The sequence below is a fragment of the Nocardioides sp. NPDC023903 genome (genome assembly GCF_040639295.1).
Taxonomy (GTDB): Bacteria; Actinomycetota; Actinomycetes; order Propionibacteriales; family Nocardioidaceae; genus Nocardioides.
On sequence record NZ_JBEZZS010000024.1, the window covers coordinates 30842 to 56402 of the forward strand.

Annotated in this window: 25 protein-coding genes and 3 tRNA genes; 8 read left to right on the forward strand and 20 right to left on the reverse strand. The window is 69.4% G+C overall.

The annotated features are described in order from the left end of the window. Positions 1 to 35: 35 nt before the first annotated feature. The 5 genes from AB0F44_RS21495 to AB0F44_RS21515 form a co-directional block, all read right to left on the reverse strand. Positions 36 to 1298, reverse strand: coding sequence for a HipA domain-containing protein (locus tag AB0F44_RS21495; RefSeq protein WP_357358725.1), 1263 nt, complete (start codon positions 1296 to 1298; stop codon positions 36 to 38). Further along, positions 1291 to 1530: a helix-turn-helix transcriptional regulator gene (locus AB0F44_RS21500; protein WP_357358726.1), complete on the reverse strand. Its 240-nt coding sequence runs from the start codon at positions 1528 to 1530 to the stop codon at positions 1291 to 1293. The genes AB0F44_RS21495 and AB0F44_RS21500 overlap by 8 nt, the downstream gene beginning before the upstream one ends. Before the next feature lie 133 nt (positions 1531 to 1663). Beyond that, complete coding sequence (gene dmpG, locus AB0F44_RS21505; RefSeq protein WP_357358727.1) at positions 1664 to 2692, reverse strand: 4-hydroxy-2-oxovalerate aldolase; 1029 nt, start codon at positions 2690 to 2692, stop codon at positions 1664 to 1666. Between the two features lie 2 nt (positions 2693 to 2694). After that, the gene (locus tag AB0F44_RS21510) at positions 2695 to 3663 is read right to left on the reverse strand and encodes an acetaldehyde dehydrogenase (acetylating) (RefSeq protein WP_357358770.1); all 969 of its coding nucleotides are present in this window, start codon (positions 3661 to 3663) and stop codon (positions 2695 to 2697) included. Between the two features lie 5 nt (positions 3664 to 3668). Further along, positions 3669 to 4472: a fumarylacetoacetate hydrolase family protein gene (locus AB0F44_RS21515; protein WP_357358728.1), complete on the reverse strand. Its 804-nt coding sequence runs from the start codon at positions 4470 to 4472 to the stop codon at positions 3669 to 3671. A 70-nt stretch (positions 4473 to 4542) separates the two neighbouring features. Here AB0F44_RS21515 and AB0F44_RS21520 point away from each other — a divergent pair, with 70 nt between their 5' ends. After that, positions 4543 to 5313: an IclR family transcriptional regulator gene (locus AB0F44_RS21520; RefSeq protein WP_357358729.1), complete on the forward strand. Its 771-nt coding sequence runs from the start codon at positions 4543 to 4545 to the stop codon at positions 5311 to 5313. 6 nt (positions 5314 to 5319) lie between these two features. Here AB0F44_RS21520 and AB0F44_RS21525 read toward each other — a convergent pair whose 3' ends face one another. From AB0F44_RS21525 to AB0F44_RS21550, 6 genes are all read right to left on the reverse strand, one after another. Continuing rightward, positions 5320 to 5598 carry a hypothetical protein gene (locus AB0F44_RS21525; protein WP_357358730.1) on the reverse strand — a complete coding sequence of 93 codons (279 nt, stop codon included), beginning with the start codon at positions 5596 to 5598 and terminating at the stop codon, positions 5320 to 5322. Next, the gene (locus AB0F44_RS21530) at positions 5595 to 6128 is read right to left on the reverse strand and encodes a GNAT family N-acetyltransferase (RefSeq protein ID WP_357358731.1); all 534 of its coding nucleotides are present in this window, start codon (positions 6126 to 6128) and stop codon (positions 5595 to 5597) included. Before AB0F44_RS21530 ends, AB0F44_RS21525 begins: the two co-directional genes overlap by 4 nt. Positions 6129 to 6189: 61 nt before the next feature. Next, the gene (locus tag AB0F44_RS21535) at positions 6190 to 7266 is read right to left on the reverse strand and encodes a PDR/VanB family oxidoreductase (protein WP_357358732.1); all 1077 of its coding nucleotides are present in this window, start codon (positions 7264 to 7266) and stop codon (positions 6190 to 6192) included. Then, entirely contained in the window at positions 7263 to 8195 is a 933-nt protein-coding gene (locus AB0F44_RS21540; protein ID WP_357358733.1) for a metal-dependent hydrolase, read from the reverse strand. Before AB0F44_RS21540 ends, AB0F44_RS21535 begins: the two co-directional genes overlap by 4 nt. Continuing rightward, positions 8192 to 9022, reverse strand: coding sequence for an alpha/beta fold hydrolase (locus AB0F44_RS21545; protein ID WP_357358734.1), 831 nt, complete (start codon positions 9020 to 9022; stop codon positions 8192 to 8194). The genes AB0F44_RS21540 and AB0F44_RS21545 overlap by 4 nt, the downstream gene beginning before the upstream one ends. A gap of 228 nt (positions 9023 to 9250) precedes the next feature. Then, positions 9251 to 10693: an NAD(P)/FAD-dependent oxidoreductase gene (locus AB0F44_RS21550; protein WP_357358735.1), complete on the reverse strand. Its 1443-nt coding sequence runs from the start codon at positions 10691 to 10693 to the stop codon at positions 9251 to 9253. Positions 10694 to 11004: 311 nt separating this feature from the next. Between AB0F44_RS21550 and AB0F44_RS21555 the strand changes: the two genes are divergently transcribed. The 3 genes from AB0F44_RS21555 to crcB are packed head-to-tail and all read left to right on the forward strand — an operon-like array spanning position 11005 to position 12816. Continuing rightward, positions 11005 to 11946 carry an ATP-binding protein gene (locus AB0F44_RS21555; RefSeq protein WP_357358736.1) on the forward strand — a complete coding sequence of 314 codons (942 nt, stop codon included), beginning with the start codon at positions 11005 to 11007 and terminating at the stop codon, positions 11944 to 11946. 16 nt (positions 11947 to 11962) lie between these two features. Continuing rightward, positions 11963 to 12451 (forward strand): CrcB family protein, encoded by a 489-nt coding sequence (locus AB0F44_RS21560; protein ID WP_357358737.1) that lies wholly within the window; start codon positions 11963 to 11965, stop codon positions 12449 to 12451. Beyond that, the gene (gene crcB / locus AB0F44_RS21565) at positions 12448 to 12816 is read left to right on the forward strand and encodes a fluoride efflux transporter CrcB (RefSeq protein ID WP_357358738.1); all 369 of its coding nucleotides are present in this window, start codon (positions 12448 to 12450) and stop codon (positions 12814 to 12816) included. The genes AB0F44_RS21560 and crcB overlap by 4 nt, the downstream gene beginning before the upstream one ends. Here the strand turns inward: crcB and AB0F44_RS21570 are convergent. Then, positions 12813 to 13169 (reverse strand): metallopeptidase family protein, encoded by a 357-nt coding sequence (locus AB0F44_RS21570; RefSeq protein ID WP_357358739.1) that lies wholly within the window; start codon positions 13167 to 13169, stop codon positions 12813 to 12815. The two genes, crcB and AB0F44_RS21570, sit on opposite strands and share 4 nt — an antisense overlap. Before the next feature lie 25 nt (positions 13170 to 13194). Further along, entirely contained in the window at positions 13195 to 13542 is a 348-nt protein-coding gene (locus AB0F44_RS21575) for a WhiB family transcriptional regulator (RefSeq protein WP_357358740.1), read from the reverse strand. Positions 13543 to 13824: 282 nt separating this feature from the next. On the opposite strand from AB0F44_RS21575, the gene AB0F44_RS21580 reads away from it, so the two are divergent. Continuing rightward, the gene (locus tag AB0F44_RS21580) at positions 13825 to 14874 is read left to right on the forward strand and encodes a hypothetical protein (protein WP_350661102.1); all 1050 of its coding nucleotides are present in this window, start codon (positions 13825 to 13827) and stop codon (positions 14872 to 14874) included. Between the two features lie 84 nt (positions 14875 to 14958). Here the strand turns inward: AB0F44_RS21580 and AB0F44_RS21585 are convergent, their stop codons facing one another. From AB0F44_RS21585 to AB0F44_RS21610, 6 genes are all read right to left on the reverse strand, one after another. After that, complete coding sequence (locus AB0F44_RS21585) at positions 14959 to 15690, reverse strand: hypothetical protein (RefSeq protein WP_357358741.1); 732 nt, start codon at positions 15688 to 15690, stop codon at positions 14959 to 14961. 508 nt (positions 15691 to 16198) lie between these two features. Then, a tRNA-Asp gene (locus AB0F44_RS21590) sits at positions 16199 to 16272 on the reverse strand. A gap of 77 nt (positions 16273 to 16349) precedes the next feature. After that, positions 16350 to 18176 carry a hypothetical protein gene (locus tag AB0F44_RS21595; protein WP_357358742.1) on the reverse strand — a complete coding sequence of 609 codons (1827 nt, stop codon included), beginning with the start codon at positions 18174 to 18176 and terminating at the stop codon, positions 16350 to 16352. A 17-nt stretch (positions 18177 to 18193) separates the two neighbouring features. Further along, positions 18194 to 18835 carry a response regulator transcription factor gene (locus AB0F44_RS21600; RefSeq protein WP_357358743.1) on the reverse strand — a complete coding sequence of 214 codons (642 nt, stop codon included), beginning with the start codon at positions 18833 to 18835 and terminating at the stop codon, positions 18194 to 18196. Continuing rightward, positions 18832 to 19965 (reverse strand): DUF5931 domain-containing protein, encoded by a 1134-nt coding sequence (locus tag AB0F44_RS21605; RefSeq protein ID WP_357358744.1) that lies wholly within the window; start codon positions 19963 to 19965, stop codon positions 18832 to 18834. Before AB0F44_RS21605 ends, AB0F44_RS21600 begins: the two co-directional genes overlap by 4 nt. Before the next feature lie 108 nt (positions 19966 to 20073). Beyond that, a tRNA-Glu gene (locus AB0F44_RS21610) sits at positions 20074 to 20146 on the reverse strand. 115 nt (positions 20147 to 20261) lie between these two features. Here AB0F44_RS21610 and AB0F44_RS21615 point away from each other — a divergent pair. From AB0F44_RS21615 to AB0F44_RS21625, 3 genes are all read left to right on the forward strand, one after another. Continuing rightward, positions 20262 to 20335: transfer RNA gene (locus tag AB0F44_RS21615), tRNA-Phe, on the forward strand. A 125-nt stretch (positions 20336 to 20460) separates the two neighbouring features. Beyond that, on the forward strand, positions 20461 to 23892 hold the full coding sequence (locus tag AB0F44_RS21620) for a hypothetical protein (RefSeq protein ID WP_357358745.1): 3432 nt from the start codon (positions 20461 to 20463) through the stop codon (positions 23890 to 23892). Between the two features lie 33 nt (positions 23893 to 23925). Further along, positions 23926 to 25305: a hypothetical protein gene (locus AB0F44_RS21625; protein WP_357358746.1), complete on the forward strand. Its 1380-nt coding sequence runs from the start codon at positions 23926 to 23928 to the stop codon at positions 25303 to 25305. 42 nt (positions 25306 to 25347) lie between these two features. On the opposite strand, the gene AB0F44_RS21630 is transcribed toward AB0F44_RS21625, so the two are convergent. Beyond that, positions 25348 to 25539, reverse strand: a complete 192-nt coding sequence (locus AB0F44_RS21630) for a DUF3073 family protein (RefSeq protein WP_160026710.1) — start codon at positions 25537 to 25539, stop codon at positions 25348 to 25350. Positions 25540 to 25561: the final 22 nt, after the last annotated feature.

A 25561-nucleotide genomic window follows, 5' to 3' on the forward strand; every position in this document is an offset into this window, starting at 1 on the left:
CTTCCACAGGCGCAAAGAGGCTCACCTCAGGGCCGTCACGGCCGTCCCCGGGATGAGCTCAGCTCCGCTCCCGCTGATCGCCCCGCCCGCAGATTGGCGGTGAAGGCTCGGATGTCCTCGACCAGACCGGGATGAGCGCCGTCGGCGGGAACCTCGACCTCGACGATCTCCGCGATGTCGGCCAGAGCGTCATCGACCAGCGCCTCCGCATCGCGGAGCCGCCACGACGTGACCTCTGCGACCAGATCGGCGCGAGTCACGGCCGCGTGCTGGTAGACACCGTCGACCGCGAGCGCCAGCTCACCGTCATTCGGCAGATGCCGCTGTGGGACGACGTCGTACGCCGGGGCGATCTCGACCGAGCCGTCCGGGTGGTGCAGCAACGAGATGTTCTTGGCATGCATGTCGAGGTTCCCGATGGCTGCAGCCAGGACCGTCATCGTGGCCAGCTTCCGCAGCGAGGCGGAGTCACCGAGCGCACTGAGCTCGCCGGCGATCCGCTTCAGGGAGACCTTGCCGCCGTACTTCTGGTACTTCTGGTCGCCGCGCGCCCCCAGCACCTGGTTGAAGTCCTCCTGATGCACCCTGCTCGGGACACCATCGGTCCCATCGCCCCGGTCGTACCGTTCGATCACCAGCGCCGGCTCACCGGCGAACTCCTCGATGAACGTCTCGTACGCCGTCAGGCCCAGAGCCTGCGCGAACCGGGCGCCGTACTCCTCGTCGTAGATCATCGACGGGAAGTCGGAGGTGACCGGCTTGAGGATGTGTGTGGACGGATACCCGTCCAGCGCCCGATGCCAGCCGTCGTCGTTGCGCACCATGACGATCTTGTCCTGTACGCCCGCGAGCGACGTCTTGCCACCGGCCGGCTTGTTGGCGAGCGGGAAAGCGCCGACCTCACTGAGCAGATCCGCCACCCCTTGCTCACCGACAGGTTCGAGCTTCGGGGTCCGCGGTTCGCCGGGGACATCGGGGTCCCAGATCTGAAGGGCGCCCGCCACATCTCGCCCGTAGACCCGCAGCATCCCGATCACATCGCGCTCGTTGACACCGGCCATCGCCGCAAGCCGCGACAGCATCCGACCTTCGGGAAGCATCTCCGCGAAGAAGTTCTGTCGCCGTGGCTTGCGGCCGCGCGGTGGGACCAAGGCGAGCGGAACAGCCAGCGACAGGACCGTGCTGTCCAGGCCGTACGTCTCCACCGCGTCCGTGGAGGCGACGAAGTCGTACGTCGCGCTCGACCCGACCAGCCGCCCGATCGGCTCGCCGTAGAGCTCGACCACGAGGTCACTCATCGTCGTTCCGAGCGTCGATGGTCGCGGTCAGCTCGGTCCCGGTCTCCCGCATCAGAGCGAAGAGACGATCGACGAAGATCGATGGCTTTCCCGCCTCGATCTCCCAGATGTAGCGCTGCGTCGTCCCGATCCTCGCCGCGAGCTCGCGCTGACTCCACCCGTTGAGCAGGCGTGCTTGCTGCAGGATCCGGCCCAGCGACTCGGGGCTGGTGACCTTCCCTGTGTACGACATGAACCCACCTCCGCGACTACGATATCGTATTCAGGAGATCTGACTACTAAATCGTAGTCGAACTCCACGACTCCTTTTTCGTAGTCACGGCGCGGTATCGCGAAATCGCAATGGTCGTCGTGGGCTGAGCCGGTCAGGCGTCGGCAGTCGCCTCCTGCTCGGCGAGCTTGGTCAGGCAGATGTCGACGATCATGTCCTCCTGGCCGCCCACCAGGCCCCGGCGGCCGCACTCCATGAGGATGTCGCGGGTGTCTACTCCGTAGCGGGCGCTCGCGTTCTCGGCATGGCGAAGGAAGGACGAGTAGACGCCGGCGTAGCCCATGGTGAGGGTCTCGCGGTCGACGCGGACGGGACGGTCTTGGAGCGGGCGGACGATGTCGTCGGCAGCGTCCTGGAGCTTGAACAGGTCGCAGTTGTGCTTGAAGTCCGACAGGTTGGCGACCGCGATGAACGCCTCGATGGGGCAGTTGCCGGCGCCGGCGCCGTGACCGGCGAGCGAGGCGTCGACGCGGTAGACGCCGTTCTCGACCGCGACGACCGAGTTCGCCACCGACAGCGAAAGGTTCTCGTGGGCGTGGATGCCGATCTCGGTCTCGTCATCGAGCACGGATCGGTAGGCGCGGACCCGGTCGCGTACGTCGTTCATCGTCAGCCGGCCGCCGGAGTCGGTGACGTAGACGCAGTGCGCGCCGTAGGACTCCATCAGCTTGGCCTGCTCGGCGAGCTGCTCGGGCGGGGCCATGTGGGAGAGCATCAGGAAGCCCGAGACATCCATCCCCATCTCGCGCGCGGCGGCGATGTGCTGGGCCGACACGTCGGCCTCGGTGCAGTGCGTCGCGACGCGCACCGAGCGAACCCCCAGGTCATAGGCACGCTTCAGGTCGTGGATGGTGCCGACACCCGGAAGCAGCAAGGTCGTCAGGCGGGCGTTCTTGATGACCGAGGCGGCCGCCTCGATCCACTCCCAGTCGCTGTTGGAGCCGGGGCCGTAGTTGACCGAGCCGCCGGTCAGGCCGTCGCCGTGGGCGACCTCGATGGCATCGACGCCGGCCTCGTCGGCGGCGATCACGATCCGCTTGACGTCCTCGGGCGTGATCCGGTGGCGTACGGCGTGCATGCCGTCGCGCAGCGAGACCTCTTGGACATAGATGGGCGTGCTCATCGTCAGTTCTCCTTCGCCGCCGCGATGCGCTCAGCCATCTGCAAAGCGGCCGAGGTCATGATGTCGAGGTTCCCGGCATAGGCCGGGAGATAGTGCGCGGCGCCCTCGACCTCGAGGAACACCGACACCTGATGGGTGGGCCGGGTCGTCTCGCCCTCGGCCAGCAGCGTCTCCACCGGCTGATCCGAGGGGATCTCCTGCACCTGCACCTTCTGCTTGAGTCGGTAGCCAGGGACGTACGCGGCGACGTCACCAACCATCTTCTCGACCGACTCGGTGATCTCCGCGGTCAACTCCTCCAGGGAGCGCGACCCGCCTTCGACCAGCGCATACACGGTGTCGCGCATGATCAGCGGCGGCTCGGCCGGGTTGAGGATGATGATCGCCTTGCCGCGCTTGGCGCCGCCGACCTGCACGATCGCGCCCGAGGTGGTCTCGGTGAACTCGTCGATGTTGGCCCGGGTGCCGGGACCGGCGGAGCGCGACGAGATCGAGGCGACGATCTCGCCGTAGGCGACCGGCACCACCCGCGCGACCGCGGCGACGATCGGGATCGTCGCCTGCCCGCCGCAGGTCACCATGTTCACGTTCGGTGCGTCGATGTGCTCGTCGATGTTGACGGCCGGGATGACGTACGGCCCGATCGCCGCGGGAGTGAGGTCGATCAGCCGCTTCCCGTACGGCTCGAGCGCGGCCGCGTTGGCGACGTGCGCCTTGGCTGATGTCGCGTCGAAGACGATCTCGATGTCGTCGAACCCGGGCAGCCCGATCAGCCCCTCGACCCCGTCGGCGGTCGTCGCGAAACCGAACCGCTCCGCCCGGGCGAGCCCGTCGGAGGACGGGTCGATCCCGACCATCGCGCCCATCTCCAGGTGCTGCGACGTACGCATCACCTTGATCATCAGGTCGGTGCCGATGTTGCCCGACCCGATGATCGCCACTTTGGTCTTGGCTGTGCTTTCCGCTGGCATGGAGGTCACTTCCCTACGCTGAAGGCCACCGAGCCGAGGCCCGACACGGTGGAACGAACGGTGTTGCCTGGGGCGATCGGCCGCATCGGCCCGAGCGCGCCGGAGAGGATGAGCTGTCCCGCGCGCAGCGGCTCACCGAAGTCGCGGGCGTAGCGAGCCAGCCACTGGACGGCGTTGACCGGGTCACCCAGGCAGGCCGCCCCGGTGCCGGTCGAGACCTCCTCGTCATCGATCGACATCGACATCGAGACGTCCTTGGGCTCGAACTCGTCCAGCCGTCGGCGCTCGGTCCCGAGGACGTAGGCGCCCGCGGAGGCGTTGTCCGCGACGGTGTCGCCGAAGGAGATCTTCCAGTCCGCGATCCGGCTGCCGCAGATCTCGATCGCGGCGACGGCGTAGTCGATGGCCTCCCTGACCTGGTCGTAGGATAGGTCACCGTCGGCCAGGTCAGCGGCCAGCACGAAGGCGATCTCGGCCTCGGCCCGCGGCTGCAGGATCGCGCCGGCAGGGATCACGTCCCCGTCCGCGTACGCCATGTCGTCGAAGAGCACGCCGAAGTCGGGGGTGTCCACGCCGATCTGCTCCTGCACCGCCTTGGAGGTGAGCCCGATCTTGCGGCCCACGATCTTCGCCCCGTCGGCGAGCCGGGTGGCGGTGAGGCGCTCCTGGATCGCGTACGCCGTCTTCAGGTCGGTCGCGTCCAGCAGGTCCCGCATCGGCGGGACGGGTGTGCCGGTCACCGAGGCGGTCAGCAGCCGATCTGCCGCGGCATCGACGGCAGCATCGGACGGAGAGGTCACTTCGTTCATATCCCCCACGGTCTCAGCAGTTGGCCGAAAGAAGCGGGGTAGGCGTCCCGCTGACCGGTACGGTGATCTCATGCCACACGAGCCTGCCGATCTCGACACCGTGCTCGGTAAGGCGGTGACCATCCTGCGGGCCTTCACGGTCGACGACCAGGTGCTCTCGCTGGCTGAGCTCGTCCGCCGCACCGGACTGCCCAAGGCGACCGCCCACCGCGTCGCCGGTGACCTGGTCACCAACCGGCTCCTGGACCGCACCAACCTCGGCTACCGCCTCTCCGGCGGCCTCTTCGAGCTCGGCATGCGCGCCTCGGTCGAGCGCTCGCTCCTGGAGCTGGCGATGCCGTTCCTCCAGGACCTCTACGAGCGCACCCACGAGACCGTCCACCTGGGCGTACGCGAGGGGCACGACGTCGTCTACGTCGCCAAGATCGGCGGCCACCGCCAGGCGAAGTCACCCTCCCGGCCGGGCGGGCGGATGCCGGTCCACTGCACCGCGATCGGCAAAGTCCTGCTCGCCTTCTCCGACCCGGAGGTGCAGCAGGAGGTCCTCAGCAGCCCCCTCGAACGACGTACGCCCCACACGATCGTCGCGCCCGGACTGCTGGAGCGACAGCTCGGCGCCGTGCTCGAGAACGGCGTCGCCTTCGAGCGCGAGGAGTCGGCCATCGGGCTGCAGTGCATCGCGGCCCCGGTCCTCGCCGAGGGCGGCGACAGGGCACTGGCCGCGATCAGCATCACCGGCCCGGTCAGCCGCTTCCGCCCCGAGGCTCACGTGACCATCGTCCGGGCCGCCGCCCAAGGCCTCTCCAGCCTCGTCTCCCGCCGCCGCTCCCTGTCGAGCTGAGGCGGATCAGTCGGTGCGGGCCGGCGGGAGGTCGGCCAACGAGGCGTCGGGATGTGCCCGGACCGCGTCGAGAAGCTCCAGCCAGCCTCGGCCGACCTCGTCGAGCCTGTCCTCGGAGACCAGCCGGAAGGCAGCGGCGCGCAGCACGTCGACGCCCACTTCGGGCGTACGTCCGGTGGCGCGCAGCGCGGTCAGCACTTCCTCGACCAACTCGGCGGGCGCGGCGGGATCACCCGCCAGCGCCCACTCCACCTCCCCCTCGGTGGCGACACCCTCCTCGCTCACAGCTTGATCCAGTAGCGCCGGGGGAGCCCGTAGCCGTACGCAGCAGCGTCGATGACGTCCTGGAGCTCACCGCCCTGGGACTCGATGGTGCGCGCCGAGGCACCGTTGTCCTCGTCGCAGGTGATCAGGACGCGCTCGAGGCCCAGCGCCCGGGCCTCGTCGAGCACCAGGCCCAGCGCTCGCCGGGCGTGCCCCTGGCGACGGGACGAGGGCCGCACCGAGTAGCCGATGTGCCCGCCCACGTTCTCGAGGAAGTCGTTGAGCGCGTGCCGCAGCTGGATGAACCCCACGACCTCGCCGTCGTCGGTGATCCAGAAGGCCGAGGCGTGCACTCGCCCGGCGGCCGGCGGCAACGAGACGTCCCGGTCCCGCGCGGTCCTCGCGACCACCCGCTCGCACGCCTCCCGGCTCACGTCGGAGGCCTCCTCGTCGGGGATCGAGGCGCCGTCCAGGTGCGCCCCGCCGAACTCGACGACGGTGGCCGCCCAGGAGTCGTAGAGATCGAGCGAGGGGGAGGCAAGTGCTGTCATGGCGCAAGCAGACCAGCCGACGGCCCACCGGGACAAACCGTTAACTCCGGACGACCGTGCATCAGCCGTCGATGACCACGGTCCCCTTCGCGCGCGAGACGCACAGGATCATGTGTCCGTCGCGCTCGTAGTCGGCCAGCGCGTGGTCGCGATGCTCGACCTCGCCCTCCAGCACCCGCACCCGGCAGGTGCCGCAGAAGCCCTGCTGACAGGAGTACGCCTGCGTCGGCCGCACCCGGCGGACGGCGGTCAGCGCCGACTCCTCGGCGCCGACCTGCACCTCGACGTCGGAGTCCTCGAGGCGTACCCGGAACGGGCGGCCGCCGAGCACCGGCGGCGGCGAGAACCGCTCGTAGTGCAGCGTGTCGATCTGCGGGTCGGGGATCTGCGCGCGGATCGCGTCGATCATCGGCATCGGCCCGCAGCAGTAGAGCGCAGCGCCCTCGGGTGCCATCGAGATGATCTTCGCCGCGTCGGGGACGCCAATCTCGTCGTCAGGCCACAGCTGGATCTCGTGGTCGCCGACGATCTCACGGATCTCCGCCAGGAACGGCATCGTCTGGCGCGAGCGGCCGGTGTAGACGAACTCGTACGGCACGCCCCGCCGCACCACGTCACGCAGCATCGGCAGGATCGGGGTGATCCCGATGCCACCGGCGACGAAGAGGTAGCCGGCGGGCGAGTCGACGAACGGGAAGGCGTTGCGCGGCCCCTTCAGGACGAGCCGGTCGCCGACGGAGAGGAAGTGCGCCTCGACGGACCCACCGCCTCCGCCCACGGTCGGCTCGATCCGGCGCACGCTGATCCGGTAGGCGGAGAGGTCGTCGGGGTCGGAGTTGAGCGAGTACTGCCGCAGTCGGCCGCTGGGCAGCACCACGTCGACGTGCGCGCCCGGGTCCCAGGCCGGCAGTTCGCTGCCGTCCTCCCGCTCGAACCAGATCGCCCTGACGTCGAGGCCCTCCTCGTCGATCCGGCTGACGCGTACGTGCAGGTCGCGGTCGATCCTGCCGAGCGGCTTGCGGCGCCGCCAGGAGCGGTAGGCAGCCTTGGTCCAGTAGCCCCCGACGATCGCCTCGAAGCCCCGGTAGAGCCGCGAGTCGGGGATGTCCGGGACGGTGAAGTGCGCGGGCTTGCTCACTGAGCCTCCGCGATGGCGTCGGCCCGCAGCGCCGCCGGCGACTTGGCCAGGTAGCTCACCGCCTGGGCGGTCGAGCCTTCCTTGGACGGGTCGTAGTTGGGCAGGAAGAACTTCCACGTCGCCCACCCGATACGTACGACGCCCGGCACCAGCCCACGACGCTCGGCGTCGATCAGCTGGAACAGCCCTGCCTTCGGCCGCTTCGCCGGATCGGGCTCGGTGGGGTCGTTGTTCATCAGGTAACCGGCGCCTCGCCACCACAGGACGAGCAGCGCGGTGCCGCCGAGCAGGTAGGAACGGACCCGGCGCAGGTAGCGCCCGTCGACGTGCTGGAAGACGTCGTAGGCCACGTTGCGGTGCTCGACCTCCTCGGCGCCGTGCCAGCGCAGCAGGTCGAGCATCGTCTCGTCGGCGCCGGCCTCGTCGAGCGCGGGCGAGTTGAGCACCCAGTTGCCGAGGACCGCGGTGAGGTGCTCGAGGCCGGCGATGATCGCGGCGCGCTCGATCAGCCACTCCTCCTTGGCCCGGCCGGTCAGGTCGCGGTCGCCCAGGATCTTGCGGAACAGCGCCTCGATCTCGGCCGCGAACGGACGTACGTCGAGCCCGTTGTCGGTGAAGTAGTCCTGCACCTCCTGGTGGGCGGCGGCGTGCACGCCCTCCTGGCCGATGAAGCCGATCACGTCCTCGCGCAGCTGGTCGTCCTCGATCAGCGGCAGGATCTCGGAGAACACCTTGACGAACCACCGCTCGCCCTCGGGCAGCAGCAGGTGCAGCACGTTGACGTAGTGGGAGGCGAAGACCTCGCCCGGGATCCACACCAGCGGCAGCTTGCTCCAGTCGAACTTCACGTTCCGCGGATGGAGGGCCACCTTCGCCGGCTCGTGCCCGCGCTTGCTCTCCTTGCTGGACTTACCAATGGCCTTACTCATCGCACACGCTCCTTCTCGATGAAGGCCGCGATCTCGCCCGCGACCAGCTCCGGATCCGCGGCCACCACCCAGTGTCCGCCGTCGATGACCTGTGTGACCAGCGATGTCGCGTACGCCCGGGGTGCCTCGGTCTGCAGCGGCACCGTCACGTAGGCGTCGTCGCGCGGGGCGATCACCAGGACCGGCACGTCGGTCGGCCGCGGCTCCGGGCGGAGCAGCTTGCCGAGGAAGTTGGCCCGATAGAGCTCGACCCCATTGACCTGATCCTTCGTCGGTCGCTCCCCGCCACCCACGAACCTGGCGAGCAGCCCCGAGCGCACCATCGCCTCCGGCAGCAGCGGCAGCTGGAACGCGAAGACGTACCAGGAGTGAGCCAACTGTCGCAGCGAGCTCTTGGGGTGCGACCGCTCACGCAGCCACGTGGTCGCCATCCCGAGGTCAGGCCCCGAGATCGAGACGTACGTCGCGATGCGGCTGCTCAGGACCGGGTCGGTCACCGACTCCCAGGTCTGGATCGAGCCCCAGTCGTGCGCCGCGACATGTACCGGCGCGTCGGGCGAGACGGCGTCGATGACCGCCTTGAAGTCCGCGGAGAGCTGCGCCAGGCGGTAGCCGGCGGTCGAGTCCGGAACCCCCGACTCGCCCGTGCCGCGTACGTCATAGGCGACGACGTGGAAGCGCTCAGCAAGTACCTTCGCGACCCCGTCCCAGACGGAGTGGTTATCGGGGTAGCCGTGGACGAGCACCACGGTCTCGGCATCGGCCGGCCCCTGCTCGTAGACAGCGAGCGTCAGTCCGTCGGTCGTCTCGACCTGCCGTGTGGTCACGCCACCACCTCCGTAGCGCAAGCGCCAGAATACGGACGCGGTGGCGTGTTGATCATCTGGCTCACTCGCTGACGCTCGTTCACGTGTCCTCCTCGATCGGGCACCTCATCGACAGTTTAATGAGACACCGTGTCCGCATACAATAGCAAGCACCGATCTCAGAGACCCGGATAGAACAGAACGACCCGCCGCAGACAAGGTCTGCGACGGGTCGTCGAAAGGCGGCGGCTACGAGGCGCTGTGGGAGTCGGCCAGGCGCGACTCCTCGGCGGCTTGCTCCTCGAGCTCCTTGCGGCGGCGTTCGACCTGCAGAGCGACCTCGGCAGGGTCGTCGATGAGAGCGGCCATGCCGCCTGGGACCCGTTCGAGCGCCTCCCGGGCGAAGATCTGCTGCATGGTGGTGGTGCGCTCGGAGCGGTCCTTGCCGATGAACGACATCATCCAGTGCAGCGTCGCGGTGAGCCGGTTGCGGAACCCGGTCATGTAGGCCAGGTGGACGACCAGCCAGCCGAACCAGGCGAGAATGCCGGTCAGCTTGAAGTTGCCCATCATCAAGACCGCGTTGAAGCGGGAGATGGTGGCCATCGAGCCCTTGTCGAAGTATTTGAAGTTGCCGGGCTCCGGCTTGTTCTTCAGACGGGCCTTGATCGTCTTGGCCGAGTGCTTGCCACCCTGGATCGCGACCTGCGCGACACCGGGAAGGTGGTCGAGGCTGATCATGTCGCCGACCACGAAGATCTCGGGGTGACCCGGCAAGGTCAGGTCGGGGTTGACGGCGATCCGACCTGCGCGGTCGAGCTCGGCACCGGTCTGCTTCGAGAGCGTCTTGCCCAGCTCGGAGGCCTGGACGCCGGCGGCCCAGATCTTCGCGATCGAGCCGATCCGCTCGGTCCTGCCGTCCTTGAACTTCATCTCGATGCCGAACTCGTCGACGTGAGTGACCATCGCGCCGAGGACGACCTCGACACCGGCCTTCTCCAGCGCCTGCTCCGCCTTGGCGCCGAGTTTCTCCCCGAACGGCGGCAGCACCTGCGGGGCCGCGTCGACGAGCACGACTCGCGCCTTCTCCGAGGAGATGTGGGTGAAATCGTTCTTCAGCACCCGGTTGGACAGCTCAGCGATCTGGCCGGCCATCTCCACACCGGTCGGGCCGGCACCCACGACGACGAAGGTGAGCAGGTCGCCGATCGGCTCGCCGCGCGAGGCGGTCAGCTCGGCGATCTCGAAGGCACCGAAGATGCGGCCACGCAGCTCGAGCGCGTCGTCGATCGACTTCATGCCGGGGGCGAACTCGGCGAAGTGGTCGTTGCCGAAGTAGGACTGGCCGGCGCCGGCGGCGACGATCAGCGAGTCGTACTCGACGCTGATCTCCTGGTTGAGCATCTGCGCCGTGACCTTCTTGGCCTCGGCGTCGATCTCGGTCACCTCGCCGAGCAGCACCGTGGCGTTCTTCTGCCGGTGCAGGATGTCTCGGGTCGGCGGGGCGATCTCGCCCTGCGAGAGGATTCCGGTCGCCACCTGGTAGAGCAGCGGCTGGAACAGGTGATGGGTCGTCTTCGCGATCAAGGTCACCTCGACGTCGTCGCGGCCCTTGAACGCCTTCGCGGAGAAAAGACCCCCGAAGCCGGAACCGATGATGACGACCCGGTGCTTTGCCTGGTCCGCTGACATTGACTAATCCCCTACCTCAAACGAGATCTTTTGAACGTTCCACCTCATATTCTGAACCATTCCGGCGGATCTGTTCATTCCCGGGCGCGACTACTTCGTCACAGTTGCCGGGCGGCCGCCGAGTATGCGTTCCGACCGCGTGTCCGTCACCCCGTCGGAACCCCCTGACTTTAATCTGTGAGGGCGACCGGGACCTTGGGCCCTAGTGGTCCATGGCCCGGATCAGACACCTTCAAGTGCGGAAAATTCTTTCAACGAACACCACACAACGAGACCGTGTGTCCCGACCCGCGAGATCGGAGGAGGAGAACATGCCGTTGAGCCGGCCAGCTCTCCTGCTCCGCACCGGTTCCCGCGCCGTTCAGGACGCCCGCGTCTGGGTCCGAGCGGCCTGCGAGGAGATCGAGCGCACCGACCTCGTCGACTGCGCCGAGTACGGCGTCTCGGAGCTGGTCTCCAACGCGCTGTTCCACGGCACCGCCCCGGTCACGATCCGGATGCGCGGCACCGTCGACCACCCCCGCGTCGAGATCCGTGACGGTTCGACCGAGCCGCCCCTGCTGCCGGTCCCGCTCGCCCTCGACGACGAGGACGAGGTCCTGCTGACGGTCGGTCGCGGCCTCTCGATCGTGGCCAGCGTCTCGGAGGCGTGGGGCGCCGACATCGACGCGTCCGGCAAGACCGTCTGGTTCACCCCGGCGGCCGAGATCGACGAGGGGGACGGCGTCGAGGGCGTGATCACCGGGCCTGCCGGCGCACCCCCGCGACCCGAGCGCCTCGGCTCCGACGCGGTCGAGGTCAGCATCCTCGGCGTACCTCTCGCCCTCTACAAGGGCTTCCAGCATCACTTCCGGGAGCTGCGGCGCGAAGTACGCCTCCTCTCGCTCGCCCACGCCAACGACTACCCGCTCGCCGCCAGCCTCTCGGCCCTGTTCGGCTCGCTGGAGCGCCAGCTCCTCGACGGCCTCGGCCACGGCCAGCTCTCCGGGGTGATCGGGTCCAGCTCGGGCCGCGACCGGGAGACGGCGGACCTGCACGTACGCATGCCGCGGTCCGCGGCCGAGACGATGCGCCGCTTCCTCGACATGCTCGACCTCATCGACGAGTTCTGCCGCCAGGAGCGGCTGCTCGTCCTGGCCCGCTCGCCCGAGCAGGTCACTTTCCAGCGCTGGTTCCTCGGCGAATACCTCACCCAGGCCGCCGGCGGCCGCCCCACCAGGTGGAGCGCGGCGCACATGACCGGGCTTCGCTAACCCGTACGCTGTCCGCGTGCTGCGTGAGCATGGCGACCTGCTCGCCCCCATCGCTGCCGGCGGAGCGCTCGGCTCACTGGCCCGCTGGGGCCTCACCACGGTCCTCCCCCACGGCGGTCACTCCTGGCCATGGGCGACCTTCCTCACCAACGTCTCCGGCTGCCTGCTGCTGGGCGTGCTGATGGCGTTCGTCCTGGGCCCGTGGGCCACTGTCCCGTTCTGGGGTCGCTACCTGCGCCCGTTCCTCGGGGTCGGCGTGCTCGGCGGTTACACCACCTTCTCGGCCTACGAGCTCGAGACGTACGTCCTGACCGGGCACGCGCCCGCACTCGCGATGCTCTACCTGCTCGCCTCAGTGGCCGCCGGGATCGGCGCCGCCTGGCTCGGGCTGATGCTCGGCCGGGTGGCCGTGCTCGACAGCGGCCGCGAGGTCGTGGTCGACGGCATCGACCCTGACCTCGATCCTGATCCTGCGCCGGATCCGGGCCGAGGAGAGGAGCGATGACCGCGCTCCTGGTCCTGCTCGGCGGCGCGATCGGCGCTCCGGCGCGCTACCTGACCGACCTCTACGTCCGGGAGTGGACCGGCGCGGACTTCCCGTGGGGGACGATGGCGGTCAACGCCGTCGGTTCGCTCGTGCTCGGCCTGCTGGCCGGGGCGGCCGCGAGCGGCGTACTTCCCGTGTGGGTGCTCACCCTGGCCGGCACCGGCTTCTGCGGGGCCCTGACGACGTTCTCGACCTTCTCCTACGAGACCGTCCGCCTCGCCGAGAGCGGCCGGTGGCGATCAGCCGCGCTGAACGTCCTCGGCTCCCTCGCCGTCGGGACCGCCGCGGTCAGTCTCGGGTGGCTGGTCGGTTCGACCATCTAGGCCCAGCCGAGCTGGTGGAGCTTCTCGTCGTCGATGCCGAAGTGGTGGGCGATCTCGTGGACGACGGTGATGCGGATCTCGGCGGCCAGGTCGGTCTCGTCCACGCACATCTGCTGGAGAGGCTGGCGGAAGATGAAGATCCGGTCCGGCAGCGTGAGGCCGTAGAGGTCGTTGCGGTCGGTCAGCGCCACGCCGTCGTAGAGACCGAGGGTGTCTCGAGGCTCGCCCTCGGGCGGCCACTCCTCGACGAGCACGACGAGGTTGTGCACCTGAGCGGCGAGCTCATCCGGAATGGCGTCGAGCGCCTGCTCCACTAGTTCGTCGAAGCGCTCTGGGCTTATCTCAATCCCCACAGGGGACATTCTGCCGGGTGACAGGCTACGCCGCTCCCACCGACGTATTTTTCCGCAGATTTGCTCGAGCCTGGCGCTCAATGTCCCGCTGGTGGAGCTCTCCGTTGCGCGGTCGGCCACGGGTGCGCTTGCGCGCGACGACGATCCCCTCGTAGAAGACCTCACCACCCCACACGCCGTGCGGCTCCTGCCGGGCGATCGCGCCCTGCAGACAGGAGCGCTGAAGCGGACACGTACGACACAGCTCCTTGGCGCGGTCCGCATCCGTGCTGGTCGCGGCGAACCACAGGTCGCCGTCCTCGATCGCGCACGGCAGCTCGCTCCAGTGCACGCCGGTCGTCTCTCTTGCCGTCGCCACAGGCGAACCAGTCATCACAGCCCCATCCCCTCGCTGATCCCCGTCGTCAGGGATACCCACAGAAGAGGGTGGTCTGATGGCCTGTCAGTTTTCTGTCAATAGGTAGGTGCTTGGAGCCGCCACGCAGAGTTGAGCTGTCATCTACATCAGGGGATTCCACAACATCGCGACCCTGCTGGTACAAACTGTCCACACTAGGGGGAGGAAGGGCTAGGGTTTGCGAACATGCGCTCAATGAAAAGGGCCTCGGCGTCCATCACCGTGGGCCACCGACCGGTGGAGGATTTCCACCGACGGATGGCGCATGATCCCAACAGCCGGGCCATCGCTTCGGAGACCCGCGACTGGCTTCTGGTGAAGTCCCTGCTGCAGCCCGGTGAGGTCCAGTGGGCCCGGGTCGCGGTCAAGTTCCCCCACGAGGGGAATGCCTCGGGTCACGCCTTCCTGACCGACCGCCGGGTGATGTTCGAGTTCCACGAGCGCGTCTTCTCCGTCAACCTGGCCGTCCTCACCTTCATCGGCGTTCCTCCCCCGCCCAGCCTGGGCGACTTCATCATCGAGGCGCTGGTCCCCGGATCGTCCTACTCGACGACGATGAAGATCCGGGACAAGGACGCCTTCCACGACTTCTTCCCGACCCTCGACTACGCCGCGCGAGCCGCCGGCGCGCAGGTGAACGTCGACGCCAGCTGGGGCGGTGAGTACGGCACCGGCACCCCCTACGGCCAGACCGCGCCGCCCAACAACTACGGCGTCGCGCCGGCCCCGGGCTCCTACCCGAACCCGGGCTCCTACCCGAACACCGGTTCCTACTACCCCAACCAGGGCGCGTACGGCACCAACACCGGTTCCTACGGCCAGGCGCCGAACACGGGTGCCCAGCGCACCGTCGGCAACGGCCCGTACGTTGGCCAGCAGGGAGCTCAGCAGCGTGCCCGCGAGGAGGCCGCGATGATCGAGGCCAACCTCGCCCACGCGCTCCCCGCCTTCCTGCACGAGGGCGAGTCGATCCTCGCCGGGGCCGACATGATCCAGAACATGACCGACGTCGAGATGAAGGTGATGGCCACCGAGTCACGCCTGATCGTCGTCGAGGGCAACATCCTGTGGGCCTCCCCGCTGGAGCACACCCACGTCATCTACGCCGGTGGCGAGCGCAGCCACCTGCGCCTGCTGGCCGATCGGGTCACCGAGACCATGGCGCTGACCCCGGGACCGCCGACGGCCAACCCGTCGGACCGGCGCCGCCTCGTGCTTCGTACGCTGCGCGACGCCGCTGCCGGCGAGCAGCTGCACAACCACCTGACCACCAACGGTGGCCAAGTCTTCGACGCCTGGCCCGAGTAGTCGGTCGCGGCGTACGAGATCTGCTTCTACATACGACGAGAGCCCCAGCCGATCGGCTGGGGCTCTCGTGCGTGAAGCGGGGTATCAGTCCTGCGGGTTGAAGAACAGGCCGAGTGCGACCGCCCAGACGAGGTGCCACAGGTAGACACCCAGGACGGTGCCCCATCCGAGGTTGATCGAGAAGAAGCCCGGGTCGACGCCGATGACGTCCTCCGGGTGCAGGGCCGGGATCCACCAACCGCAGGAGGCGGTGGCGAGGAACATGCCCATGCCGAGCGAACGCGCGAGGTTGCTCGAGGTGGTGTGGGTCTTGCCGAGCCACGGGAAGATCACCAGAGCGTAGGCGAGCGCGAAGACCATGCCGTTGAAGTAGTGGAAGCCCATACCGGCGAACCACTGCGAGACGGCGAAGCCGGCCTCGTTGGCGGTGGCGTTCGGGGTCAGGATGACGCCGTTGAAGAACGCGAAGTCCAGCGGGCCCTCCATGATGCCGAGGCCGTAGATCCAGTAGCCGAACATCGTGGCGAGCTGGGTGGCACCGAAGCCGGCAACGAGCGCGCCGATGAGGCGGTTGTTGTTGACGAACTGCGGCCAGTGCGTTCCGGTGGTCTGCGCCATCACGGCCGGCTGCTGGATCGCCGGCTCCTGGTACTGAGGCTGGGCCTGTGACTGCTGCGGACGCTGGTCCCAACCAAGGGCGGGGGGCTGCTGCTGCGCGGGGGCCGGGGTGCGGTAGGCACCGTTCGTCTGCATCCGTGACGCAAGCTCGTCCGCACTCGCCGCATGGGGCGGCCGATGCGGGTAGTACGACGACATGGTGGTGTTGCCTCCTGAATACCGAACGTCTTAGTCGTTCCCCCGTGCCCTGCCGAATTGCGACGTCGACACAAGCGGCAGAATCCTCTCACGAGAGGACAGCAGCCCGCACGTTACCGCCAAATCGGCTTATATCCCACAGGGACGAACGGCCCGAACCGGGGGTGAGATCGAGGGATCTCTGGCCCGAGACTCCTGCCGAAGCAGGACGACCACCCTCCCACGCTCGACGCCCCCTGCGCTCGCCACACCCCGGCGTGTCCCCCGCTCCGGGAACAACACCCGACCCACAAGTCACACCGGAGGAAACAAGCCTCTCCAGCCACACCTGCCAGAGCGAGAACGCCGCCAAACAGCCGCAACAAAGCGCACGACCCCCACAGAGCGAACGATCCCCCCAGAAACCTAAGGGGGTGCGGGGGATATCCCCCGCCGCGGCCGGAGGCCGCCATGTAAATCGAGAAACGACGTGGGCTGCTTTGCAGCCACACGTCGTCTTCGTTTCGAGCGACCCTGACGAGACTTGAACTCGCGACCTCCGCCGTGACAGGGCGGCGCGCTAACCAACTGCGCTACAGGGCCTTGTTTGTTTCCGCTGTGTGCGGCAACGGGAAAAACATAGCCCATGGGTGAGGGGGATTCACAATCGGGGAGGGGTCCTACTCCTCGAAGGGCTCCTCGCCCTTGGGTTCCTCGTCGGTGAGGCCCGCCACGAGCCGGTTCTTGACCATGTAGGCCATGGCCCGTTCGGCCGCACGGGCCTTGCGCCGGAGGGCCTCGACACCCGGCGCCTTCTCGTCGCTGTAGGCCGCGAGCCGGGCGACCTCGCGCCCGGTCTGACGCTGGATCTCGGACATCGCGAGCCAGACGCCAAGGTCCTGCTCGAGGCCTTCGCGGGAGCGCAGGATCGCGGCGGTGAGGAGCTGGATGACGGTGACCTCGACGTCCTCGGCGGTGGACGAGCTGGAGACGAGGGTGGCGGCGATCGTGCCGGCGCCGGTGGTGGTGATCGCACCGGCGGTGACGAGTCCGCCGACCATCCCGCCCGGACCGAAGGCGGAGAGCGCGCCGATGATCGCCGCTCCCCCGGCGAGCCCGGCGGGGGCGGCGAGGGCGAGCCCGATCGGTCCGGCGACCAGAACGGCCGCGCCGATCCCGATGCCGACCCACAGCTTCCACTGGTCGACCGGGTAGACGGCCTTCGAGGCGGACTGCATCGCGATGTGCAGGTTCTCCCCGAGCCCGCCCCCGAGCCCCATCCATACGGTCAGATCGTGGAATGCCTGACGGCGTACGTCGTCGGGGACGTCGATCTCGTAGGGCCGCACCGGGTTGGCGGTCGCCAGCGCCACCAGCGCGAGGACGGCCTCTTCTTTGGATAGCTGGGTCAGCGGCTTGGGCCGGGGCAGGTCCCGGTCGCTGGGTCCCTCCGGAATCAGCCCTGTCGGCGAGACGCGCAGGTCGAGGAGCTGTTGGGGGATGCGTACGCCGTCGTTGCGGTAGTTCTCGAGCAGTCGCTCCAGGACCTCGTGCTGGACGACGCGCAGCGCGGCGCCGAAGCGCTCCTGGGTGGCGCCCTTGAGGTGGTCGCGCAGGAACTGGGCGTAGGCGAGCCACAGCGCCAGGCGCACCTCGAGCGAGTTCAGGGCGACGTCGGGGGTGCCCTCGACGATCGCGAGCTCCTTGGTGAGGGAGCCGAACAGGCCGCGCCCGATCGCGGTGGCGACCGGCTTGGAGCGGAGGTAGGTGGTGGTGCGGTGGTCGAGGCCGAGCCCGACCTGGAGGTCGAGCGCCCAGGGGAAGTGGCGCCAGATGCCGCGGAGGCCGGTCACCGCGTCGCCGTTGCTCCATACGTTGACCCACCAGCCGACGTGGTCGACCGGCGCCTTCATCTCCAGGCGGTCGGAGTCCTCGTGGAGGTTCGGGTGGGCGGCCGGGCTGCCGATCGTCACCAGCCCGGTGACCGTCAGCTTCGGCGGGAGCCGGCGTAGCAGGTCGATCGCGATGATCGAGCCGAGACTGTGGCCGACGATGACGATCTCCCCCTCCTCGGGAAGCTCCTCGAGGACCATCCGCAGCGTCCGTGCCCGGATGCCTGGCTTGGTCACGTAGTTGTGGGCCTGGCGGAGCACGCGCAGCACGATCGGCGCCAGCGAGTCGGTGACGCCGACCGGCGAGGCGGGCACGGGCTCGCCGAGGATGGACTCGAGCTCGGCGGTCGCGCGCTCGACCCGGCGGCGTACGTCCCGCTGGTCGGCGGCGCTCAACCTCGGCGCGGTGACCGGCGGGATCTTGATGGTCTTGTCGCCGTCGTCGGTGCGGAGGACGTCGGGATACTTCGGCGCGATCACCTCGACCTCGTCGAGCCCCGGGTAGCCGGCAGCCCGCAGCGAGCTGTCCAGCGCGCGGCGCCAGGCGTCGCGGGGATCGCCGTTGCCGACGCCGTGAAGGTAGAGGAGCGAGACCACCTCTCGATTCTCCCCCATGCCGGGCGCAGAACCCGTCAGTCGGCGTCCAAGCCCTGCTCGATGGCGTAGCGGGTGAGCTCGACTCGGTTGTGCATCTGGAGCTTGCGCAGGGTGTTCTGTACGTGGTTCTGGACCGTGCGATGGGAGAGCACGAGGCGGTCGGCGATCTGGCGGTAGCTCAGGCCCTTGGCGACGAGCTTGAGGATCTCGGTCTCACGGTCGGTGAGCATGGGCTTGTCGCCACGCACCTCGGTGGCGGCGCTGTGCTGGAACTCGCCCAGGACCAGACCGGCGAGGCCAGGGGTGAAGACCGGGTCGCCGGCCGCGACGCGGCGTACGGCCTCCAGGAGCTCGTCGCGGGAGGCGGACTTGACCAGGTAGCCGGTCGCGCCGGCCTTGACCGCGGCGAGCACGTCGTTCTGCTCGCCCGAGGCGGAGAGGATGAGGACCTTGGCCACCGGGTGCAGCGCGATGATCTCGGTGGTGACCTGAACACCGTCGGGCTCGGGGATGTGCAGGTCGAGCACGACCACCTCCGGCCGGGTCGCGGCGAACCGGGTGATCGCCTCACGGCCGGTGCTGGCGGTGGCGACGACCTCGAAGCCCGCGCCAGTCAGGTCGCGCTCGACCGCGTCGCGCCACATCGGGTGGTCGTCGACGACCATCACTCTGCTCATGCCTGCACTCCTGTTCGGGGGACCGTGAGCTCCCACTCGGTCCCGGTTGCTCCGGTGATCAGTTCTGCCTTGCCGCCGAGGTCCTCGATCCGGCCACGGATCGACTCGCTGATGCCGAGCCTGCCCTGTGCCCCGGCCTCGACGACCCGGCCGTTCGCGATGCCAGGCCCGTCGTCACGCACCGAGACCTCGACGTGGTCGGGGAAGGCCTGAAGGAGCACCCAGGCGCGAGCGTCCTCACCGACGTGGCGGCGTACGTTGTCCAGGGCCGCGCGGGTCGCGGCGACGATCTCCTCGGCCGAGCGCGCGGGCATCTCGACGGCGGTCGCGGGTCCGGCCACGGTCACGGTGCCGGTCTCGAGCTCGGCGAGAGCGGCGGCCAGGTCGATCATCCCGAGCGCGGGTCCCCGGCCGGGCTGCTCGCCACGGATCAGCGCCCGCAGCTCCCGCTCCTGCTCCCCCGCCAGCCTGCCGAGCTCGGCGGCGTCACCACCCAGCTCGCCACCGCGGCGCTGGACCAGCGCGAGGACCTGGAGCACGCCGTCGTGGACCGCCCGGGCGAGCCGTGCCCGCTCCTCGGCCCGGGCCGCGGCGCGCTCGGCCTCGTCCCGTTCCTGCGCCATCCGCTGGACCGACTCGCACATGTAGCCGACCACCGGGCCCCCGATGACCAGCAGGAACGCATTGCCGTAGATCGACTGGTCGATCTCCTGACGCAGCCCAAGGTCGACGGCCGCCAGCGCCAGCCCGGCCAGCAGGCCGCCGATCCAGCGGTAGTGGATCGCGCAGGCGAGCAGCGCGCCGCTCACCCAGAACCCCGGCACGCTCGCCTGGAATCCCGGCCCCTTCACCAGCGGGGTCACGAGCAGGAGTCCGAGCGCGATCGCCAGGTCGGCGCCGACGAGCACCGCGGTGCGGCGGGCGGGTGCTGCGTACGCCCAGAGGGCGAAGGCGGTCCAACCCACCATGACCAGCGCGCAGACCAGCGCGGCCGCGGGCGGGTCGAAGTTGGCGGCCCGGTAGATGGTCAGCCCGAGCGCGTTGATGAGCACGACCACGCGCAACACCGCCAGAGCCCGGAAGAGCCGGTTCTCGACCTCGATCGCCGCTGGCGACGTCCACGCACTCACAGTCGGAAGTGTCGCATCCGCGCGACCCCGTGCGTCCTGGATATGAGTATCCGTGCGGATGCCGGCCGGGCTGTCGCCCGGCGAGACTCGAGACATGGAAAGACTGTGTACCCCCTACCGGATTCGAACCGGCGCTACCGCCGTGAAAGGGCGGGGTCCTGGGCCGCTAGACGAAGGGGGCCTGCCGGGACATCCTAGAGGCCTGCGTCCGAGGCCGCCAAAGCGAGGCCGTACGTCCGTGTTCGGGTCCCGATTCGGAACGTCGCGGGCGCTTCCGGTAATGTTTCACCTCGCTTGGGCAGGTAGCTCAGTTGGTACGAGCGATCGCCTGAAAAGTGATAGGTCGGCGGTTCGACCCCGCCCCTGCCCACAAGCAACAACCGGCTTCGACCTGCAGTTATGGGTCGAAGCCGGTTGTCATTCTGGATCAAGTCTCAGCGCACACCCTGCGTTTCCCGCACGCGCTTCGGCGGATCTACGCAAGGATGGTTGGCTGTGAAGTACGCCGATCCTGGTCGCTGCCCCGACTGCCGGGAGGCTTTCGAGCCCGGCACCAGCCCCTGCCCGCACTGCGGGCTGCCGCTGGAGAACGCCGTCGCGCAAGAGCTCTACGGCACCCTGCTGCGGGCCGACGTACTCATGACCCGGTTGCGGTCGATCCGGGAGGAGGCGAGCCGGGCCGCGCGGGCGACCCCGCCGCCCGCTCCCCTGCTGGTCGGCGCGCCGCCCGCGGCGCCGCCGCCGCACATCCAGCCCGAGCCCGAGGCCGCGCCGCTCGCGGCCCCGGCCCCGGCCGCGACTGCCATGGCCGGACCGGCGCCGTTCCCCGGCGCTCCGGTCGCCCGGCGGGCGCCGATCACGGTGCCGCTGATCCTGGTCGGCGTCGGCGTGCTCTTCCTGCTGGTCGCGGGCGTCGTCTTCCTCGCGGTCGCCTGGGCGACGATGGGCGTCGGCGGCCGCACCACGATGCTGGTCGTCTTCACCGCGCTCTTCACGATCGGTGGCGCGGTGCTGATGCATCTCGAGCTACGTGCCGGCACCGAAGGCGTATGGACACTCGCGCTGGGACTGCTCGCCCTGGACATAGCCGGGATGAAGTACGCCGGTTGGCTCGATGGAGTGGACTGGGACCGTGGCTTCCTGGTCATCGTCGGCTTGGTCGTCTTCCTGGCCGGCCTCGCGATGTCCCTGATCGGCGCGCGCAGCGAGAAGCTGACCGCGGTGATCGGGCCACAGGTGGCGGCCGCCGCCGGCGTACTCACCGCCCTGATCGGCCTCGAGCTCATCTCCGACCTCATCTGGTTCCCGCTGGTCGCGGCGGTCATCGCCCTGGTCGTGGTGATCGTGGCGAGCAAGACCGACCTGCAGGCGCTGACCCTCGGCTCGATGGTCGTGATGGCGGGCTTCTGGCTGATGCTGCTCGTCCGCGGCCTGGCCGATCCCGCGCTGACCGGTTCCGAGCTGCTGCGAGGCGGCACCCTGCCCCTGCTGCTCGGCGCCGCCGCGGTGCTGACGGTCGTCGCGCTGCTGTTCCCGCTGCCCAAGGACGCGAAGGTCGCGATGGTCGGGGTGTCCCTCCTGATCGCCGCCTACACCTTCACCCAGCCCGCCCTCGATGACGGCGCGGTCACCCTGACGGTCGTGGCCGTGGTGGTCACCCTGGTCGCCGCCGGCGCCCTCATGACACTCCCCCGGCCCTGGCGCTGGGCCGCCACCGCGCTGACGCCGTACGCCGTGGGCCTCGGCATCACCGTCCTCATCCTGACGGTCTCGGCCGCCGTCCGGCTCGCGGCCGTGCCCTGGACCGAGTCCGCGTTCTCCCCCGTCACCGGTCCGGAGCCGTTGCTGCCCGGCTGGCTGACGCTGCCGTCGCTGCTCGCGATCCTCGCCCTCGGCACCGCCTGGCTCTACCGATTCAACCCGCCCGCGTTCCGCACCTACCGCCCCACGGTCGGCTGGATCACCTTCTCCGGCGGCGTCTCCGGCTTCGCGATCACGGCGGCCTGCTACGGCGCCCCGCTGCTGTTCCCGGCGCTGCTGCTGCTCGGTGTCGCCGTCGCGCTGGCCTGGTGGGCGGAGCGGTGGCCGCGGCTTCTCGCCGCCGGCATCTTCGGGCTGGTCGCGCTGGCCGCCGCGCTGCCCAGCGACCTGCTCACCGTGGTCGTCGCGCTCGCGCTGGCGGCGGTGGCTGCGTACGCGGGTCAGGGTCTGCTTGGCCCCGACCGCGAGGTCGTCGCCAGCTACTCGGTCACGACGCTCACCCTCGGCCTGTGGTCGCTCGCGCCGCTGATCGACGTGGAGCGCCAGTGGGCCGCGTGCGTGATCGTGACGGTCCTCGGCCTGATCACGCTCTTCCGCTTCCGGGGATCGGGCTGGTGGGCGGCCGTGGCCTGTGCCGCGATCTCGATCGGCATCGGCGCGGTCGACGTCACCTGGGCGGCGGTCATGCTGAGCATCGCCACCGTCCTCGCCGCCGCCATCGGCCTGCACCACCGCCAGCCTGCCGCCCTGGCGGTGGCGGGAACCGTCGGGCTCGGCGCCGCCACCGCCGCGGTCCTCTCTAACGACGTGCTCGCGCTGGCCGTGACCGTCATCCTCACCGCCCTCGCCCTCATCGTCGACCGTGTCCAGTCCGGCACGACCAGAGAGGTCGCGACCGCCTACTGGATCCTCGCCCTGACCGCCGCCGTCTGGCAGGCGGCACGGCTGGCCGACATCGAACGCCCCTACACCGCCGTCGTGGTCGTCGTCGCGATGGGCGTCATCGTGCTCGTACGCCGCAGCCCCGCCATCGAGGCCGCGGCCGCCACCGGTGCCGCGGTGTCGATCGGCCTGGGTTCCTTCAGCGAAGACGGAGCGCTCGACACCGACTGGCTGGCGATCCTGCTGCTGATCGCCGGTGTCATGTGCATCGCGACGATCCTGCGCCACGAGCCCCAGCAGTCCGGACCTCGACTGACGGTCGCCGGTCTGCTCGGCCTGGGATCGCTCGGCGCCGCCTTCAGCAACGAGCTGCTCGCACTCGTGGTGGCCGGGGTGCTCACCGCCGCGGCGGTCGCCGTCGACCGGCTCACCCAGGAGCTGCAGACCAAGGCCGTCACCGCGCCCTACTGGATCATCACGCTGACCGCGTTCTGCTGGATGTTCGCCAACCTCAACGACATCCCCAAGCCGTACGCCGCAGCCGGGATCATCGTCATTCTGACCGTCGTCACCATCTTCCGGCTGCTGCCCTCCGCCGAGATCACCGCGGCGGTCGCCGCGGTCGTCACGATCGTCGTCGGCACGGTCACCCTCGGTCCCGAGATCGTCCTGACCCCGGACGGGCCGACCGCGGTCGGATCGCGCGGAGTAGATCTCCCCTGGCTGAGCATCCTGTTGACGCTCGCCGGCGCCGCGGTCTCCGCGCACGCGATCGCCCACCACGAGCGACGCTGGCTGGGTTGGGCCGGCGCCAGCCTGGCCACCATCGCGCTGTGGATCCGGCTGGCCGACACCTCGGCCACGACCTGGGAGTACTACACCCTGCCGCCCGCGATCGCGCTGGTCGTCTACGGCGTGGTCAAGCTCCGCCTCGACCGGGAGGTCGCCTCGCTGCCGGTGCTCGGGCCGGGTGTCTTCCTCGCGCTCATCCCGTCCGTCCCAGCAGCCCTCCAGGATCCGGTCTCGATGCGGACCGCCCTGCTCGGCATCGCCTGCCTGGTCTTCATCCTCGGCGGCGCCTGGCTGCGCTGGGCAGCACCGCTGGTCGGTGGCGCCCTGGTCGCCTCGGTCCTCGCCCTGGCGCAGATGCCGTCGGCGCAGACGCTGCAGCAGTGGTGGGTGCTCGGTGCGGCCGGACTCCTGCTGCTCTTCCTCGGCATCACCTGGGAGGCACGTCTCCACGACCTGCGCCGGGCCACCGCGTATGTGCGGGGGCTGCGTTAGGCCTGTGCCCACGCGCCCGGAAGACTGGAGCCGATGTTCCCCGAATTCAAGATCGTACGTCGCCAGCGCCCCGTCACGATCGCGGTCGAGTCCAGCACCTTCTCCCGGCCCGCGGCCAACGCCGCGATAGAGGCCGCCTGCGACGGCCAGGTCTCGCTGAGCTTCACCTCGGATGGGGATGTGCTCACCGGGAGGTACGACGGGCGGCGGGTGTGGCTTGAGGTGACGACCGGGTCGCGGCGTACGACTCACGCGAGCCGGCGCCACGGCAGGGCCGGACGTGGGGTCGGCCGGTTCGCCCTGACGCTGACCGGGACGATGCTGACCGCGCTGACCTGGGAGACGACCGGAGCGAGGTCGAGCGGCGAGCTTGCTCGTCCGCTCGCGCCGAGCGAGGGAGTAACCGCGCGAAGCGCGGAGGACGGCGCGTGGGTGGCCAGAGCTCGGGTCGATCTCACCGAGGTCGGGATCGAGCCGCGTGACGAGTCGTGGCTCCGCGGCCTGACCACGGACCACGAGGGCTCGGCCGAGGAGGTCCGCACCGGCGCCTTCGGGCAGCTCGGCCTGCGCGACATCCGGGTGGTGACGTACGCCGACGGCTCGCCGTTCCGCGAGGACGACGGCACCCTGCTGCTCACCGCCACCAGCGCCGGGCCGGGCTTCTTCCCCACGGCGCACACCTCGGTGTGGGCGCTGGACCCGGTGACGTACGACCTCGTCCATCGCGGCGCGCTCTACTTCCGCCGGGACGGCTTGGTCTACGGCGACCACGCGACCCACCTCGTGCGCGACGGCGACGAGTGGCTGGTCACGACGAGCACGTGGGGCGGCTTCAAGGCGCCCGACAAGACCGACCCCAGCAAGCCGTGGAGCCCGGTCGGGGTCACGATCGCCCACTCACGCGCGGATCTGACCCGGGGAGAGCACGTCCTCGACTCGACCCCGCTCGAGCTGCCGACGGACGGGCTCGCGTCCGTCGGCGTCTGGGATCCCCACGTCCTACGCCGCGACGGCGAGTGGCTGGTCGGCTACGTCAGCGCCAGGAAGTACTTCGACTTCCATACCGTGCTCGCCAGCGGACCGAGTCTGGACGCGCTCAGCCTGCGGGCAGCGCGAACCGACCGGACAGCCACCGAGGGCACCACGCTTGTCCCGCTGGGCGGCACAGTCGTCGTCGGCGCCAGCGACGGACGCGACAACCCGCGTCGCGTCCGTGCTCGCTACCCGATCTTCGACCTGGACCTCAACGAGGTCGCAGAGCTCCGATCGGCGTACGTCACGAACCTTCCGTGGCCCACTCTGATCCCGGTGGGGGACGAGTGGTTGCACGTCGCCTTCGACGGCACGCCTCACGGCGGCCGGCTACCCGGCTACGGCACTCACGGGGAGGTAGTGATCAGCCGATCAGTCTGAGGGGATGTCGACCAGGACGTTGCCGCCGTTGGCCGACAAGCCCTAGTCGCGCGAGGATCCCGCGTCGTAATCCGACCAGTCGTCGTAGTCGTCCGGCTTCGGATCGGACTTCTGACTGGTGTCTTCATCACCATGAAGTTCGCGCGCAAGGGCCCCGAAGTCCGTCTCATAGGTCCGGTACTTCAGGTCGCGTGCGACCTTCGTCTGCTTGGCTTTCGCTCGGCCGCGCCCCATAGGGTCCAGCCCCCTCGTCGCA